Source organism: Kitasatospora sp. NPDC033851, from assembly GCF_055576085.1.
In genome coordinates this window covers 172,378-187,498 of the sequence record NZ_JBVIRL010000005.1, presented here as the reverse complement: position 1 = coordinate 187,498, position 15,121 = coordinate 172,378, and the positions used below count along the sequence as shown (strand labels likewise).

Annotated in this window: 15 protein-coding genes; 6 read left to right on the top strand and 9 right to left on the bottom strand. The window is 73.3% G+C overall.

Annotation, left to right across the window (positions count from 1 at the left end):
• Positions 1 to 96 precede the first annotated feature (96 nt).
• Together ACZ51D_RS12560 and ACZ51D_RS12555 are read right to left on the bottom strand one after the other, a co-directional pair.
• Entirely contained in the window at positions 97 to 405 is a 309-nt protein-coding gene (locus ACZ51D_RS12560; RefSeq protein ID WP_396287678.1) for an AzlD domain-containing protein, read from the bottom strand.
• Positions 405 to 1,187, bottom strand: coding sequence for an AzlC family ABC transporter permease (locus ACZ51D_RS12555; RefSeq protein ID WP_465662193.1), 783 nt, complete (start codon positions 1,185 to 1,187; stop codon positions 405 to 407). Before ACZ51D_RS12555 ends, ACZ51D_RS12560 begins: the two co-directional genes overlap by 1 nt.
• Before the next feature lie 204 nt (positions 1,188 to 1,391).
• On the opposite strand from ACZ51D_RS12555, the gene ACZ51D_RS12550 reads away from it, so the two are divergent.
• Complete coding sequence (locus tag ACZ51D_RS12550; RefSeq protein WP_465620893.1) at positions 1,392 to 1,982, top strand: helix-turn-helix domain-containing protein; 591 nt, start codon at positions 1,392 to 1,394, stop codon at positions 1,980 to 1,982.
• Between the two features lie 48 nt (positions 1,983 to 2,030).
• Here ACZ51D_RS12550 and ACZ51D_RS12545 read toward each other — a convergent pair whose 3' ends face one another.
• Positions 2,031 to 3,950 (bottom strand): cholesterol oxidase substrate-binding domain-containing protein, encoded by a 1,920-nt coding sequence (locus ACZ51D_RS12545; RefSeq protein ID WP_465662192.1) that lies wholly within the window; start codon positions 3,948 to 3,950, stop codon positions 2,031 to 2,033.
• Between the two features lie 250 nt (positions 3,951 to 4,200).
• Here ACZ51D_RS12545 and ACZ51D_RS12540 point away from each other — a divergent pair, with 250 nt between their 5' ends.
• Both ACZ51D_RS12540 and ACZ51D_RS12535 read left to right on the top strand, forming a co-directional pair.
• The gene (locus tag ACZ51D_RS12540) at positions 4,201 to 4,968 is read left to right on the top strand and encodes a carbon-nitrogen hydrolase family protein (protein ID WP_465620745.1); all 768 of its coding nucleotides are present in this window, start codon (positions 4,201 to 4,203) and stop codon (positions 4,966 to 4,968) included.
• A 204-nt stretch (positions 4,969 to 5,172) separates the two neighbouring features.
• A complete protein-coding gene (locus ACZ51D_RS12535; RefSeq protein ID WP_360490266.1) occupies positions 5,173 to 6,579 on the top strand; it encodes a class II fumarate hydratase in 1,407 nt (468 codons plus the stop codon).
• Between the two features lie 168 nt (positions 6,580 to 6,747).
• On the opposite strand, the gene ACZ51D_RS12530 is transcribed toward ACZ51D_RS12535, so the two are convergent.
• The gene (locus tag ACZ51D_RS12530) at positions 6,748 to 7,218 is read right to left on the bottom strand and encodes an SPW repeat protein (protein ID WP_360490268.1); all 471 of its coding nucleotides are present in this window, start codon (positions 7,216 to 7,218) and stop codon (positions 6,748 to 6,750) included.
• Between the two features lie 203 nt (positions 7,219 to 7,421).
• On the opposite strand from ACZ51D_RS12530, the gene ACZ51D_RS12525 reads away from it, so the two are divergent.
• A complete protein-coding gene (locus tag ACZ51D_RS12525) occupies positions 7,422 to 7,976 on the top strand; it encodes a PadR family transcriptional regulator (RefSeq protein WP_465620747.1) in 555 nt (184 codons plus the stop codon).
• 84 nt (positions 7,977 to 8,060) lie between these two features.
• Positions 8,061 to 9,776 carry an acyl-CoA dehydrogenase family protein gene (locus tag ACZ51D_RS12520; RefSeq protein WP_465620748.1) on the top strand — a complete coding sequence of 572 codons (1,716 nt, stop codon included), beginning with the start codon at positions 8,061 to 8,063 and terminating at the stop codon, positions 9,774 to 9,776.
• Positions 9,777 to 9,920: 144 nt separating this feature from the next.
• Here the strand turns inward: ACZ51D_RS12520 and ACZ51D_RS12515 are convergent, their stop codons facing one another.
• A complete protein-coding gene (locus tag ACZ51D_RS12515; protein WP_360490274.1) occupies positions 9,921 to 10,613 on the bottom strand; it encodes a response regulator transcription factor in 693 nt (230 codons plus the stop codon).
• 283 nt (positions 10,614 to 10,896) lie between these two features.
• On the opposite strand from ACZ51D_RS12515, the gene ACZ51D_RS12510 reads away from it, so the two are divergent.
• Entirely contained in the window at positions 10,897 to 12,981 is a 2,085-nt protein-coding gene (locus ACZ51D_RS12510; RefSeq protein ID WP_465662190.1) for a sensor histidine kinase, read from the top strand.
• A 100-nt stretch (positions 12,982 to 13,081) separates the two neighbouring features.
• Here ACZ51D_RS12510 and ACZ51D_RS12505 read toward each other — a convergent pair whose 3' ends face one another.
• Genes ACZ51D_RS12505 through ACZ51D_RS12490 form a run of 4 tightly spaced genes read right to left on the bottom strand, consistent with a single transcriptional unit; the run spans position 13,082 to position 14,878 of the window.
• Positions 13,082 to 13,351: a hypothetical protein gene (locus ACZ51D_RS12505; RefSeq protein WP_465620751.1), complete on the bottom strand. Its 270-nt coding sequence runs from the start codon at positions 13,349 to 13,351 to the stop codon at positions 13,082 to 13,084.
• A gap of 3 nt (positions 13,352 to 13,354) precedes the next feature.
• Complete coding sequence (locus tag ACZ51D_RS12500) at positions 13,355 to 14,017, bottom strand: cupin domain-containing protein (RefSeq protein ID WP_465662188.1); 663 nt, start codon at positions 14,015 to 14,017, stop codon at positions 13,355 to 13,357.
• Between the two features lie 31 nt (positions 14,018 to 14,048).
• Positions 14,049 to 14,459: a hypothetical protein gene (locus ACZ51D_RS12495; protein ID WP_465620755.1), complete on the bottom strand. Its 411-nt coding sequence runs from the start codon at positions 14,457 to 14,459 to the stop codon at positions 14,049 to 14,051.
• Positions 14,456 to 14,878: a hypothetical protein gene (locus tag ACZ51D_RS12490; RefSeq protein ID WP_465620757.1), complete on the bottom strand. Its 423-nt coding sequence runs from the start codon at positions 14,876 to 14,878 to the stop codon at positions 14,456 to 14,458. The genes ACZ51D_RS12495 and ACZ51D_RS12490 overlap by 4 nt, the downstream gene beginning before the upstream one ends.
• Positions 14,879 to 15,121 lie beyond the last annotated feature (243 nt).

The window sequence follows — 15,121 nt, the reverse complement described above, 5'->3', positions numbered from 1 at the left end:
ACCGGCGAGTATTCCGCACGCCGCCGGGCGGTGGGTGGGCGCGAGCGAGTGAGGAAAGCGACATGGCGCCGGGTGGCTGTCAGCCGCCGTCCCCGCTCACCCCACCCCGCACAACCGGAGCAGCGCCGTCGTCGCCGCGCCCGCGACGACCACCGCCGGGAACGGCGCCCGGCGCAGCGCGAGCACCCCCGCGACCAGCACGCCCGCCGGACGGGCCCACCCCGCGAAACCGTGCCCCTGGGTCAGCGCCCCGGTCGCCACCAGGGCGACCAGCAGCACCGCCGCCGCAACCGCCAGCAGGTGCCGCAGCCGCTCCGAGAGGGCGAGCCGACCGCCGAGCAGCGGCCCGGCCAGCCGGAAGGCGTACGTCCCGACTGCCAGCAGCAGCACGGCATACAGCGGCATCATCGGACCGTCTCCTTCGCCGTCGGCTCTGCCTGCTCCACACGCTTCACGCGCTTCACCCGCTCCACCTGCTCGGCCTCCTCCACCGGCCGCACCGCCGCGGGCGCCTCGCCCGCTCCCGGCCGCCCGGCGAACAGCAGCCCGACGAGGGCGAGCAGCACCGGCAGCCCGGCCGGTACGAACGGCGTCGCCGCGACCGCCACCACCGCGCCCACCACCGCCGCCGTACGGGTGCGCCGGTCCGTGAGCGAGGGCAGCACGAGCGCGAGCAGCACCGCGGGGAAGGCGGCGTCCAGGCCGAGCGCGTCCGTGTCGCCGATCAGCCCGCCCGCGACGGCGCCGAGCAGCACCGAGATGTTCCACACCACGTACAGGGCGATCCCGCAGAGCCAGAACGCGGCCCTGCGCCGACGAGGCTCGCTCTGCTGCAGGACGAAGGCGGCGGTCTCGTCGGTGATCAGCTGTGCGCCGACCAGCCGCCGCCACCAGGAGCCGTCGAGGACGTCGGCCACGGTGAAGCCGAAGGGCAGCAGTCGGGCGTTGAGCACCAGTCCGGTGGCGACCGCCGCGAGCACGCCGCCGCCGGACAGCACCACGCCGACCGCCGCGAACTGGGAGCCGCCCGCGAACACGAGGGCGGAGAGCGCGATCGGCACCCAGAGGGGCAGACCGCCGGAGACGCTGATCGCGCCGAAGGAGGCGCCGACGAGGGCGTCGGCCAGGCAGACCAGGGCGATGTCACGAAGGGTGGCACGCTCCAGTGTTCGGAGTAGCGAACGCATGTCCATCAGAGTGAACCCATCAAGCATCGTTCGTCAAGGCGAACGAGACGACCGGCAGACCGAACGCCCATCGCCCGGCACCCCCGAGGGCCAGGGCGGCCATGACAGCATGAACGGCACCGGCCGCGCCGGGCCGCACCGAAACCCGGCAGCCCGGCTGTCGGCAGGCAGCGAAGGAGCCGGAGGAAAGCGTGAGTGGCGAGCATGAGTGACCAGACCACCCCGGCCACCGCCGCCGGCGGATCCGGAACCGAACTGATCGGCCAGATCGCCGCCTCCATCCGGCGTGAGCGCGAGCGCAGCGGGCTGTCGATGGCGGAGCTGGCCCGGCGCGCGGGCATCGCCAAGTCGACGCTCTCCCAGCTGGAGTCGGGCGCGGGCAACCCCAGCGTGGAGACGCTCTGGGCGCTCGGGGTCGCACTGAACGTGCCGTTCAGCCGGCTGGTCGACCCGCCGCGCCCGGTCGTCAAGGTGATCCGGGCCGGCGAGGGCCCGGTGACCCACTCCGAGCGCGCCGACTACGCCGCCACCGTGCTCTCCTCCTGCCCGCCCAACGCCCGGCGCGACATCTACCGGATCGAGGCGCAGCCGGGTGAGACCAGGGCCTCCGACCCGCACATGCCCGGCACGGTCGAGCACGTGATGATCGGCGCCGGACGCGCGCTGGCCGGGCCGACGGAGGCGCCGGTCGAGCTGGGCCCGGGCGACTACGTGAGCTACCCGGGCGACGCCCCGCACGTGTTCCGCGCCCTGGCCCCGGACACCCTGGCGGTGATCGTGATGGAACACATCTGATCCATCTGACCCAGCCGACCTATCTGACACACCGTCAATTCGCCGAGGTCACTTCAACAGCCCGTCCAGGAACGGGTTTCCGAACACCCGGTGCGGGTCGTGCCGGTCCAGGACGGCGACCGCCTCGTCCCAGCCGGGCCCACCGCCGGCGCGCAGGCTGTCGGGGATGACACGGTCGATCAGGTCCGGGTCGGACCAGGCGGCGTCGGCGGTGTACGCCCAGCCCTTGGACCACTCGACCCGCAGCCCCGCCCTGGTGCCGTCGAAGGTGCGCAGCAGCCACTGCTCCAGGTCCCGGGCGAAGCGCTCCAGCCCGGGGGTGCCGGGGAAGGCGAGGACGTCGAGCCAGACGGCGGTGTCCCACTCCGGGCGGTCGGCGCGCGGGCGCAGCGCGGACAGCAGCGGGGGTCGGGCGCCGGGGACGCCGGAGTACGCCGGGTCGTCCGGACCGGTGACCCGGATCTCCACCGCGCCGTTCACCGGGTACTCGCCCCGCGACTGGTACTCGGCGAGCAACTTCCGGTAGTACGCGGCGAATTCGCTGACCACCCACTGCAGGTCGGCGCGCCGGGCGAGGACCGCGTAGCCGTTGGCGGAGACCCGCAGGGTGGTGGGGCGGACGTACTGCAGCAGGGTGCGCGAGGGGCCCCAGAGGTCGGAGCGCAGGCCGCCCGCGAGCAGGTGGGTGAGCACGTCGCCGGTGAGCAGTCCGCGGAGCAGTCCGCCGGCGAGCAGGACGTCCGTGACGTCACCGGTGAGCCCCACCTTCGCGACCAGGTACTGGAGTTGGCCGAACAGCGGGGCCGATCCCCAGGCTCCCGCGACGATTTGGCCGGCGAGCCGGGCCACCGGTTCCGGGACGATGTCCGAGAAGGGGTAGTTGTAGGGGTGGTCGACGGCGAGGGAGGCGAGCGGCTTGGTCGGGGCGACGGTCCAGGTCTTCAGCCAGGGGTGGTCCGTGTAGGCGAACCAGATCGCCTCGGCCCGGCCGTCGCGCTCCACGAACTCGGCGAAGGTCCGCGGGCCGCCACCGCCCAGCAGTCCCCCGAGCAACCCGCCGTCCCGGCCGGCGCCCGGAGGGGCGAAGAGCTCGCTCGCCGGGATGTCGAGCCGGCTGACGCAGCGCAGCGGCCGGTCGGCGCCCGCCCGGAGGACGACCTCGGTGAGGAAGGCGCGGCCCAGGTGCACCAGGAAGGCGGCGCTGTCGGCCTCGGAGCGGTCGAAGGTGCGCAGCGCGTAGCGGCCGGTGGCCGGGTCGAGGACGACGGCGGTGAGCCGGACCACCTGGTTGCTCACCGAGCCGTAGCCGTGCCCGTCCGGCCGCGCCTCCCCTGCGGCGGGGACGGCGGTGCCGTGGCCGCCGATGGCGAGCACGCCGCCGACGGTGATCTCGCCGGGGGCCGGACAGGCGGTCAGACCGAGGCCGCGGTCGGCCAGGTGCGCGAGCAGGGCCTCCATGGTGGCGCCGGTCTGCACCCGGACGGTGCTGGGCGAGTCGGCGGTGACGGCGGTGAGGTACCGGCTGGTGTCCACCAGCAGGACGCGGGCGCTCTCCGGGGTCCGGTCGGCGACGGTGAGCGGGGCCCAGGTGTGCCGGTAGCCGGAGGCCCGCAGCCGCCAGCCGTTGGCGTGCGCCCAGTCGGCGAGGGCCGGGACCTCCTCGGGCGTGCGGGGCGCGCAGGTCCACAGCTGGTCGGTACGGATCTCGCCGGACCAGTTCTGGAAGACCCGCTGGTAGAGCTCGGTGCCGCCGGGGAGTCCGGGCGGTACGGGCGCGGCGGCCCCGGCGCTGTCCGGTCCGACCGTGCCGCGCAGGACCCAGGCCGCGCCACCGAGCGCGGCCGACGCGCCGAGCAGTTGCCGCCGGGTCAGGCCGCTCCCGGCGCCGCTGCCCCGGTGCGGCCCGCCGCCGGCTCCGCCTGCGCCCGCGTCGCCCGTCGCGCCCGTCGCGCCGTGTCCCCTGGTCATCCGTCCGTCCACCCCTTGCGCTGGTCCCCCCGGGCCGAGCTTCCTTCGGCTGTCCGGGCCGGGCCGGCTGTCCGTCTGTCCCTCCGGCCCTGGAGGAGCGTACGAAGCGCCGTACGCCGGTTTGAAGCGGTCCACCCGATGTCTCACTCGTTCGAGTGAGTGCGGCCCGGTCGTTGCCAGGCTGTTCGACGGACACATAGGTTGATCTTGACCACCCGGAACCCACCTGCCACCTGCCCGGAGCTCCGCCATGTCCTCGCCCGTGCCCTCGGCCGTGCCCTCGGCCGTGCCCGCTCCCGCACCGCTGACCGTCGCCGTCGCCCAGCCCGTCTGCGCCGCCCCCGGTCGCCCGGACACCGTGGCCGACAACGTCGAACTGCACGCCCGGACCGTCCGGGAGGCCGGGACACGACTGGTGGTCTTCCCCGAGCTGTCACTGACCGGCTACGACCTGACCGCGCCCGCCGTCGACCCTGCGGACCCGCGCCTCGCGCCGCTGGTCGAGGCCTGCGCCGCGACCGGCGCCCTCGCGCTGGTCGGCGCGCCGGTCCGGGAGACCGACGGGCACGAGTCCATCGCCACCCTGGCGGTCACCGGCGAGGGCGCCGTCGTCGTCTACCGGAAGATGCGCCTGCACGGCGCCGAGGTCGAGCGCTTCACCGCCGGCGAGAAGCCCGTCGTCCTGGAACTGGACGGCCTGCGGCTCGGCCTCGCCGTCTGCGCGGACGCCGCCGACCCGACGCACGCCGAGGAGACCGCCGCACTCGACATCGACGCGTACGTCGCCTCCACCCTGTACGGGCCCGGCCCCGCCCAGGCCGAGCGCCGCGACGGGCACGTCGGGGCACGCGCCGCCGCCCACGGGGTGTGGTGCGTGCTCGCCACCTCCGCCGGGGCCACCGGCGAGTTCCCGGACAGCTCCGGCGGCTCCGGCGTCTGGGCCCCGGGCGGCGCACTGGTCGCCCAGGCCGGTACCGCCCCGGGCGAACTGGTCCGCGCCGAGCTGCCCCGGCGGTAGGGGCGGGCCGTCGGGCGCGGCATCGGGAGCGGGCCGTCGGGGGCGGGCATCGGCGGTGGGCCTCGGGGCAGGCCTCGGTACTCGACCCGAGCCCGGTGGAGTACCCGATCACCCCCGCCGGAAATACCCGGGCCCCGCTCGGGGCTGTCGTGATCGGAGATCCGTTCCGGGCCGGACCGGCCCGTACAGGAGGTGCAGCGCACGATGGGTGACGAGCAGGCGAAGCCGCAGGAGTTCCGGGTCGAGCACGACTCGATGGGCGAGGTCCGGGTGCCGGCCGCCGCGAAGTGGCAGGCGCAGACGCAGCGGGCGGTGGAGAACTTCCCGGTGTCCGGCCAGCGGCTGGAGCGCGCGCACATCGCCGCGCTGGCCCGGATCAAGGCCGCCGCGGCCCGGGTGAACGCCCGTCTCGGGGTCCTGGAGGAGGAGACGGCGGCGGCGATCGTGTCGGCGGCCGAGGAGGTCGCGGAGGGGCGCTGGGACGACCAGTTCCCGGTGGACGTGTTCCAGACCGGCTCGGGCACCTCGTCCAACATGAACACCAACGAGGTGATCGCGACCCTGGCCGGGGAGCGGCTGGGCCGCCCCGTCCATCCGAACGACCACGTCAACGCGAGCCAGTCGTCCAACGACGTCTTCCCCTCTTCCATCCACATCGCCGCCACCGCCGCCGTGACCCACGACCTGATCCCGGCGCTGGAGCACCTCGCGGAGGCGCTGGAGCGCAAGGCCGCCGAGTTCGCGCAGGTGGTCAAGTCGGGCCGCACGCACCTGATGGACGCCACGCCCGTCACGCTCGGCCAGGAGTTCGGCGGCTATGCGGCGCAGGTGCGGCACGGGCGGGAGCGGCTGCTGGCCACGCTCCCCCGGGTGGCCGAACTCCCGCTCGGCGGAACGGCGGTGGGCACCGGCATCAACACCCCGCCCGGGTTCCCGGCGGCGGTCATCGCGGAGGTGGCCCGCGTCACCGACCTGCCGCTGACCGAGGCCCGGGACCACTTCGAGGCGCAGGGCGCGCGGGACGCCCTGGTCGAGCTGAGCGGTCAACTGCGCACGGTGGCCGTCGGGTTCACGAAGATCGCGAACGACCTGCGGTGGATGGGGTCCGGTCCGCGCACCGGGCTCGGCGAGATCAACCTGCCGGACCTGCAACCCGGTTCGTCGATCATGCCGGGCAAGGTGAACCCGGTGCTGCCCGAGGTGGTGCTGATGGTCGCCGCCCAGGTGGTCGGCAACGACGCCACGGTGACGCTGGCCGGCGCGAGCGGCAACTTCGAGCTGAACGTGATGCTCCCGGTGATCGCCCGCAATGTCCTGGAGTCGGTCCGGCTGCTGGCCAACAGCGCCAGGCTGCTGGCCGACCGGACGGTGGACGGCATCACAGCCAACGTCGAACGGGCCCGGGAGTACGCGGAGTCCTCGCCGTCGGTGGTGACCCCGCTGAACCGCTACATCGGGTACGAGGAGGCCGCCAAGGTCGCCAAGCAGTCGCTGGCCGAGCGCAAGACCATCCGTCAGGTGGTGCTGGAGCGCGGCTACGTCGAGCAGGGCAAGCTCACCGAGGAGCAGTTGGACGAGGCGCTGGACGTACTGCGGATGACGCGCCCGTAGCCGCCTCGGGGCGCTCCGGATGGCCGGGACCGTCGGCGGACATATGCCGGGAGCGTCGGTGCGCCGGAAGCGTCGGTGCGCCGGAAGCGTCGGGAGCGTCGGCGGACGTGCGCCGGGGCGCGGTGGGCGGTTGCGCCCTCCGCGCCCCGGCACGGGCTGCGGGGAAGATCAGCCCCTGGCTCGGCCGGCCCGGCCGCGCCGCATTGCCGCTCCGTTCGAGGTCATGGTGGCCATCGAGATCGCCGCGAGGCCGAGCAGGAACATCACGGCACCGACGATGATGCAGGTGACGATGTTCTTGCCGTGCGCCACGGAACCGGAGACCACCCACGGGGAGATGATCGTCCAGGCACCGAGCGCGGTGGCCGCCCAGGCCCTCGCGTGGGTGCGTTCGTAGGCCGTGCCGTAGCCGGCCATCAGCACCGTGTAGGCCAGACCCACGATCAGGCAGGTCACGGTCAGGGTGCTGAACGCGGTGAAGCCGACGATCCATGGCGATGCCGCCAGGAAGAGGCCGGCCAGTACGGCCAGGGCTTCGATGCCCTGGGCGCGGGGGGTCGAGGTGACCCGCTCGTAGTGTTCCCGTAGTTCGACGATGTCCGGATGGTGCTCCATGCCCGTCGGGATATGGGTTGCCACCGATACCACCTCCTGTGGTCCGGAACCTGGGAGGCATGTTCCCCCGGAAGGCGCATGCCCCGTACCCATTCTGTCCCTTATCTAACGTTTTGCACCCGATCGTCCTTAATGATCGATAACCATCCGATCACGCCGGTGACCTGCGTCTCAACCCGGCGGGGCACCATTGCCTATGCAACTCGTTGCATAGCAGGATGCGGGTCATGGCACTGGAGCACGCGATCCTCGTCTCGCTGCTGGAGCAGCCCGGCTCCGGCTACGAGTTGGCCCGGCGCTTCGACCGCTCCATCGGGCGCTTCTGGACCGCCACCCACCAGCAGATCTACCGGGTGTTGCGGCGCATGGAGGCGGACGACTGGGTGGCCGCGCAGGAGGTCGCCCAGGACGGGCGCCCGGACAAGAAGGTCTATTCGGCGGCGGAGGCCGGACGGGCCGCACTGGCCGGCTGGCTGCGGGAGCCGGTCGAGCCGGAGACCGTCCGGCACGAACTCGCGGTCAAGATCCGGGCCGCGGCCTTCGACGACCCGGCCGCGCTGATCTCCGAGGTCGAACGCCACCGCGAGAGCCACGCCGCCCTGCTCGCCCGCTATCTGCACGGCGAAGAACGGGACTTCCCGGACCTCGACGCGCTCGACACCCGCCAGGAACTGCAGCACGTGGTGCTGCGCGGCGGCATCGAGTACGAGCGGATGACACTCGCCTGGCTCGACGACGTGCTCGTCACCCTGCGCCGCCTCGCCGCCGACCGGACGTCCTGACGCCCTGGCGTCCTGGCGTCCTGGCGTCCTGGCGGATCTGCAACCCCGCGACCCTCACCCCCTTCGACCCCCGGGAGCCTCTCGATGCTCTTCAACCCGCGCACCTACGACCCCGCACAGTTCGACGAGCCGACCCGCCGGCTGCTGCGTGCGACCGTCGACTGGTTCGAGTCCCGCGGCAAGAAGGCGCTGATCGACACCTACATCGACCGCGCCTGGTACGCCGACTTCCTCGAATTCGCCGCGAAGGAGGGCCTGTTCGCGGAGTTCCTGACCCCGTCCGCGGCCGACCCCGACAAGCGCTGGGACACCGCGCGGATCGCCGAGCTGAACGAGATCCTCGGCTTCTACGGCCTCGGCTACTGGTACACCTGGCAGGTCACCATCCTGGGTCTCGGCCCGGTCTGGCAGAGCGAGAACGAGGCCGTCCGGGCCCGCGCCGCCAAGCTCCTGGCGGAGGGCCACGTCATGGCGTTCGGCCTCTCCGAGCGCAGCCACGGCGCCGACATCTACTCCACCGACATGATCCTCACCCCGGACGGCGAGGGCGGCTTCACCGCCACCGGCCCCAAGTACTACATCGGCAACGGCAACGTGGCCGGCCTGGTCTCGGTGTTCGGCCGCCGCTCGGACATCGAGGGCCCCGAGGGCTACGTCTTCTTCGCCGCCGACAGCCGCCACGAGGCGTACCACCTGGTCAAGAACGTCGTGAACGCCCAGATGTACGTCAGCGAGTTCCGCCTCGAGGACTACCCGGTGCGCGCCGAGGACGTGCTGCACACCGGCCAGGCCGCCTTCGACGCCGCCCTGAACACCGTCAACGTCGGCAAGTTCAACCTCTGCACCGCCTCGGTCGGCATCTGCGAGCACGCGATGTACGAGGCCGTCACACACGCCCAGAACCGGGTGCTGTACGGCAAGCGGGTCACCGACTTCCCGCACGTCAAGCGGGAGTTGACCGACGCGTACGTCCGCCTGGTCGCGATGAAGCTGTTCAGCGCGCGGGCCGTGGACTACTTCCGCACCGCCTCGCCCGAGGACCGCCGGTACCTGCTGTTCAACCCGATGACCAAGATGAAGGTCACCACCGAGGGCGAGAAGGTCATCGACCTGATGTGGGACGTCATCGCGGCCAAGGGCTTCGAGGCGGACACGTACTTCGACAAGGCCGCGAAGGACATCCGCGGCCTGCCGAAGCTGGAGGGCACCGTCCACGTCAACCTGGCGCTGATCCTCAAGTTCATGGGCAACTACCTGTTCGCCCCGGCCGATTACGCCCCGGTGCCGACCCGCCTGGACGCCACCGACGACGCCTTCCTGTTCCGCCAGGGCCCGGCCCGCGGCCTCGGCGCGATCCGCTTCCACGACTGGCGCACCGCCTACGACCGCCAGGCGCAGCTGCCCAACGTCGCCCGCTTCCGCGAACAGGCCGACAGCTTCTGCGAGTTGCTGCTCAGCCACGCGCCGAGCAAGGAGCAGCAGGCGGACCTCGACTTCCTGCTGGAAATCGGCCAGCTGTTCGCGCTGATCGTCTACGGCCAGCTGGTGCTGGAGCAGGCCGAGTTGACCGGCCTGGACGCGTCCGACGAGGGCCGCGACGTCCTGGACCAGGTCTTCGACGCGCTGGTCCGCGACTTCTCCGCGCACGCCACCGAGCTGCACGGCAAGGCCTCCGCCACGGAGGAGCAGGCCGCCTGGGCGCTGGCGAACGTGCGCCGTCCGGTGTCGGACGCGGCGCGGGCCGCGCGGGTGTGGGACCGGGTCGAGGCGCTCTCCGGCGCGTACGAGATGCAGCCGTAGGCCGCAGTACCGGACGCAGTACCGGACGTGGTACCTGAAGGACCCCGGGGGTGCCGGTCGGCGGGCCGGCACCCCCGCTTTCGGGTACGGATGCATGGCTGCACGGCCGTCCGGCACGCCTCAGCCGGCACCTCAGCCGTCACCTCAGCCGTCGCCGAGGCCCATGTCGCGGGCCCGGGCGACCGCCTCGGCACGGGTGGCGACGTGCAGCTTCTCGAAGATGTGCGTGACGTGGTTGCGGACGGTCTTCTCCGCGACCACCAGCTCGCGGGCGATCCGCCGGTTGTCCAGGCCGCGCGCGACCAGGTCCAGCACCTCCGCCTCGCGGGCGGTGAGGTCCGGGAACAGCTGCCCCGCCTCGCGCATCCGGGCCCCGGCCAGCAGGGCGGTGATCCGTCCCGCCACCTCGCCGCCGAACACCGCGCCGCCCGCGGCGACCGTCCGCACCGCGTGCAGCACCTCCTCCCGCCCGGCCCCCTTGACCAGGTAGCCGCGCGCGCCCGCCTGGAGCGCGGCGAGCAGGTTTCCGTCGTCGTCCGACATGGTCAGCATCAGCACCGGCGGCGGCGCCTCCTGGGTGGCGAGCTGACGGACGGCCTCCAGCCCGGAGCCGTCGGGCAGCGAGAGGTCCATGATCACCACGCTCGGGCGGTGCCGGGCGACCGTCTCCGGCACATCGGCGACCCGCTCCGCCTCGGCCACCACGAGGACGCCCTCCGCGCTCTCCAGCGCCGCCTTCAACCCCTCCCTGAAGAGCGGGTGATCGTCGACGATCAGTACACGGACGGGCTGCACCCCGACCGGGCCCGCGGGTGCCAGCGACTGTTCTTCATCCACACGGCCGACACTACCAGCGGCGAACCGGCTACTTTCCGTGACATGCTCGGAAGTCGTCCGCGTGGCGGGCGCGCGGGACGGATCCGGCCGGGCACCGGGACCGCGGTCAGGGACAGGATCCGAGACCGCTGCCTCAGGCGCCCAGGACACCGGGCCGTCGAAACTGGACCTGACGTGGTTCACGCCGCCGGCCGGGCCGGCGACCGACCGCGAGTCCGTACCGCCGGGGCCGCACCACCGGAGTCCACCCCCACCCGGCCCAGCCCGTCTGCGAGGTGGTGGCATGACCCCGGTGACCTCCGTCCGGCGCCGTACGCCGGCCCAACGGCAACTCACCGCCGCGGCAGTCGTCACGGCGGTCTGCCTCGTCGCCGCGACGCTGTGGATCTGCTACGTGCTCGTGCACCTCGGCGATCCGAACGTGCACCTACCGCGCGACGAACTCGCCATCCTGGTCTACGCCCTGCCGACCGCGGGCGCGGGCATGCTGCTGCACGCCCACCGCCCGGGCAGCCCGCTCGGTTGGGTGATGCTGGTCTACGCCCTGACCGACATCCTGCAGTTCACGGCGGCCGCGCCCGTCTGGGTCGAGGTCACCGACCCGGGCATCGTCGGCGCCGCGGCCGCCCTCGACGCGCTCTGCAGATCGATCAACGTGACGCTCTTCTACGTGCTCCCGCTCTGGCTGCCCGAAGGCCGGCTGACGACCCGGCGCTGGTGGTGGTACATCGCGGCCGTGGCGCTGTTCGTGGTCCCGGAGATGTCGCAGCGGCTCGCCCAGCCGAAGGCCTTCGGGCGCCCCAACCCGCTCGCCGGCAACCCGCCGGCGCGCTTCTTCGGCGACGCCACCGACCTGCTGGGCGGACACGACCTGCTGGTCAGCGAATGCCTGATCGGGATCGTGACCGTCGTCCTGCTGACCCGCCTGCTGCGTCCACCCCGCCGGGTGGGTGACGAGGGCGAGCTGCGACGGCACCGGCTGCGGGTGGCGGCGATGCTCGGGGCCTACCTGCTCTGGGCCGGGATGCAGGACATGTACTCGCGGACCTTCACCGAGCACTACTGGATCAGCTATTCGCTGTTCGCCGCCTCGGGTCTGGTGTGGGCGGTCGCGGTGGCCTTCCTGGTCGTCCGGGACCACGGCTGGCGGCTCGACCGGGCGGCCCGCAGCGTGCTGGTCGGACTCCTGCTGGGCACCGGGGTCACCGGACTGTTCGTGGTGGCCGCCGCCGTCCTCTCCACCTGGCTGCTGCCGGGGCGCGGCGGGGCGGCCCTGCTGCTGATCGCCCTGATGTACGCGCTCGGCGCGACCCTGCCACGAGCGGCGCGGCGGGCCGTCGCCCTGGTGGACCGGCTGTACTACGGCGAGCGCGCGCAGCCGTACCAGGTACTGCGGACGCTCGCTGGGCGGGTGCGCCAGGTGGTCGACCCGGCGCAGTTGCCGGAGGCGCTGTGCGCGACGGTCGCCGAGGAACTGCGGCTGCCCGGGGTCACCCTCGCCGTCACCACCCGGGCGGGGCTGCGCACCCTGGCCACGGCCGGACGGCTGGACGGGCGCAGCCAGGACTTCGCGCTGGTCCACAACGGGCTGCCGATCGGCGAGTTGACCGTCGGGCTGCGGGCGGGCGAGGAGCGGCTGGAAGCCAGCGACATCGACATCCTGCGCTCGCTCGCCGACCAGGCCTCCCCGGCCGTCGCCTCGCTGCGGCTCCAGGAGGACCTGCAGGCCAGCCGGGAGCAGATCGTCGCCGCGCGGGAGGAGGAGCGGCGGTGGCTGCGGCGGGACATCCACGACGGGCTCGGACCGGCGCTGGCCGGGTTGCGGCTGTGGGTGGACAACGCGGCCACGTCGGCGGACGAGGGGCTCGCGGACACGCTGCGCGGGGTCTCGGACGGCCTGGGCATGACGATCAAGGAGGTCCGGCGGATCACCGACCGGCTCGGGCCGGCGCCGCTCGGCGAGTTCGGGCTGACCCGGGCGGTCCGGCAGTTGGCGGACACCTTCGGCGGGACCGGGCTGACCGTGACGGCGGAGCTGTCGCCGGAGCTGTCGGCCGCCGTGGAGGTCGCGGCGTACCGGATCACGGCGGAGGCGCTCAACAACGTGCTGCGGCACGCCCGGGCGCGGACGGCGCTGGTGACGGTGCGGGTGGACGACGAGGCGCTGACGTTGACGGTGCGGGACGACGGGGTGGGGTACCGGCCGGACGGCGACTCGCCGGCGGACGGCAGCGGGGTGGGGCTGCGGTCGATGGCGGACCGTGCGGCGGAGATCGGCGGACACTGCTCGATCCGGCCGCTGCCGTCGGACCGGGGCACGCAGGTCCTGGCGGTGCTGCCGCGCTCGGCGGCGACGGATCACAGATGACAGGGGACGGACGACAGCGAACAGCTGACAGATTTCGAAAGCTGAAATCTGTCAGCTGTTCGCTGTCATGTGTCAGCTGTGATCAGCCATTGGGAGTCGGTCAGGCACCGGGAATGGGCGGCTGCGCGCAGGTACCGGGCTGGCAGCCGATGCCTCCGCCGCTGTCCGGTGTCGGTGTCGGCCCGGGCGACAGCGCATTGCTTCCGCCCGTCGCCGGCGTCGGCGACGAGCAGGCATGGCGCACAGCCGTGGCCGCCGCGATCACGCCCGCCAGTACGCCTGCCGCACAGATCGCCGTGGTGATCGGGTTCGTTGCCATGAGGTGGTACTCCTGGTTCTTCCAGGTGACCGACCAAGGCCGATCGGTCACGTCTCAACTCTGCGGACGGATACGCCCCGAGCGCATGGGCTCGGCGTCCCATTCCGGTCCCGGTTCGGCGCCCGGGGCACCGATCCGGCCCAGCACGGCGGTGACCGGCTTGCGCGACCCGGCCCGGAGGCCGTACCGCTCCTTGGCCCTGACGTAGACCAAGTCTCCGGGGTACACCGGCACTTCGCCGAGGTCGCCGAGGAAGACGCCGACCCCGGAGAGGACCAGCAGGAAGGCGTCGGCCGCCCGGTCCTCGTACGGTCCGCAGAGGCCGCCGGGGTCGAGGTCGACGGTGCTCACCTCGACCTGCCGCCAGGCCCGGGCGGACTCCGGGCCGCAGCGCTGGGCCGGGATGCCGCCCCGGGACCGGGTCGGCCGGACGGTGAGCACGGTGGTCGGCGCGCGGACGGCGGTGAGCCGGCAGCTGCTGCCGGGCCGGTGGTGCAGGGCCTCGCCCGGGGAGAGGATCCGGCCGGCCGCGGCCAGTCGGCCGGAGAGCACCACGCTGACCGACTCCGCCGACTCGTAGGGAAGCTGGTCGGTCCGGACGCCGGGCGGGAGGGTCTCGACGGTCAGTCCGGCGCGGACGGAAGGCCGCTGCTCCGGGTCGATCAGCCGCCGGAAGACGGGTGCGGTGCAGGGGAGGGCGGCGGGTACGACGATCACGAGGGGTCTCCTGAGACGGAGGGGTGCGGGTTCAGGGCCGGTCGCGGCGGGCGGCGCGGCGCCGGGCCAGGGCGGCCCGGGTGCCGGCGCTGTGCCGGGGGACGGCGAGCGTGAGGCAGAGCAGTTCGGCGCCGAGCGGCCCGGCTTCGAGGTGCAGCGTGCGGCCCCGGCGGGCCAGCAGCAGATCGCCTTCGGAGGCCAGGTGGTCGGGCTCGTCCGACAGTTGGCCGACCACGGTGGCGCCGCGCAGTACGTGCAGCACGGTCTCGGCGTCGGGCCGACCGGTCAGCTCGTGGTGGGCGCCCGGGCTCAGCCGCAGGTGGTCGAAGGCCTCGCAGGCGCTGGTGAGCATCGAGCGCCTGGCCAGGGAGCGGATCCGTACGCGTTCGCCGTTCGGGCCGAGGACGACCATGGCGGCGCCGGTGTCGGTGGTGACGATCATGCGGGTTCATCTCCGGTCGAGGAGGTGGGGCGGCCGGCGGGGACGGTCAGGACGGCGTGGAAGTACTCCATCCCGGCGGTGCCGGCGGTGAGGACGGTCCGGGTGCCGAGCGGGAGGACGACGGCGGTGCCCTCGACGAGGGGGATGCCGGAGTCACGCGGCTCGGCATCACGCGGCTCGGCGTCGTACGACTCTGCGTCGGCCGGCGGGGCGTCCCGCCGTACCGCGTTCTCGGGCGGTTCGGCGAGGCCGGAGCCGGCCGTGATGTAGAGCGCGTGCTCGACGCCGTCGGCGGCCACCTCGGTGCTGTGACCCGGTTCGAGCCGCTGCAGGCCGACGCCGCGCAGCGGTCCCGCGAGCAGACGGCCGGGGTCGACAGCGCCGCGTCGACGCAGGTCGGTGATGACGGTGCCCGGCATGTCGGGCGCTCCTTCCGGTCGTCGGCGGGCCCTCCGGTCCGCCTCTGCGATCCACGGTGCGCCGCCCGCTGTCCCGCCCACACGGGGGTTCCGTCCCGTCCCGCTCCCGGCCGGATCCCGGCCCGATCCCGATCCCCTCCCGTCCCGCTCCCGGCCGGGTCCCGGGCCGAACCCGGTTGGATCCCGACCTGTCCCGGGCCGTCCCGGGCCGAACCCGCCCTGGTCAGGGGCCTCTCCCGGCCC

Excerpts from the sequence above, each read along its gene's own strand:
- ACZ51D_RS12560 (WP_396287678.1), bottom strand. The coding sequence starts at position 405 with ATGCCGCTGTATGCCGTGCTGCTGCTGGCAGTCGGGACGTACGCCTTC.
- ACZ51D_RS12555 (WP_465662193.1), bottom strand. The coding sequence starts at position 1,187 with ATGCGTTCGCTACTCCGAACACTGGAGCGTGCCACCCTTCGTGACATC.
- ACZ51D_RS12550 (WP_465620893.1), top strand. The coding sequence starts at position 1,392 with ATGAGTGACCAGACCACCCCGGCCACCGCCGCCGGCGGATCCGGAACC.
- ACZ51D_RS12545 (WP_465662192.1), bottom strand. The coding sequence starts at position 3,950 with ATGACCAGGGGACACGGCGCGACGGGCGCGACGGGCGACGCGGGCGCA.
- ACZ51D_RS12540 (WP_465620745.1), top strand. The coding sequence starts at position 4,201 with ATGTCCTCGCCCGTGCCCTCGGCCGTGCCCTCGGCCGTGCCCGCTCCC.
- ACZ51D_RS12535 (WP_360490266.1), top strand. The coding sequence starts at position 5,173 with ATGGGTGACGAGCAGGCGAAGCCGCAGGAGTTCCGGGTCGAGCACGAC.
- ACZ51D_RS12525 (WP_465620747.1), top strand. The coding sequence starts at position 7,422 with ATGGCACTGGAGCACGCGATCCTCGTCTCGCTGCTGGAGCAGCCCGGC.
- ACZ51D_RS12520 (WP_465620748.1), top strand. The coding sequence starts at position 8,061 with ATGCTCTTCAACCCGCGCACCTACGACCCCGCACAGTTCGACGAGCCG.
- ACZ51D_RS12510 (WP_465662190.1), top strand. The coding sequence starts at position 10,897 with ATGACCCCGGTGACCTCCGTCCGGCGCCGTACGCCGGCCCAACGGCAA.
- ACZ51D_RS12495 (WP_465620755.1), bottom strand. The coding sequence starts at position 14,459 with ATGATCGTCACCACCGACACCGGCGCCGCCATGGTCGTCCTCGGCCCG.
- ACZ51D_RS12490 (WP_465620757.1), bottom strand. The coding sequence starts at position 14,878 with ATGCCGGGCACCGTCATCACCGACCTGCGTCGACGCGGCGCTGTCGAC.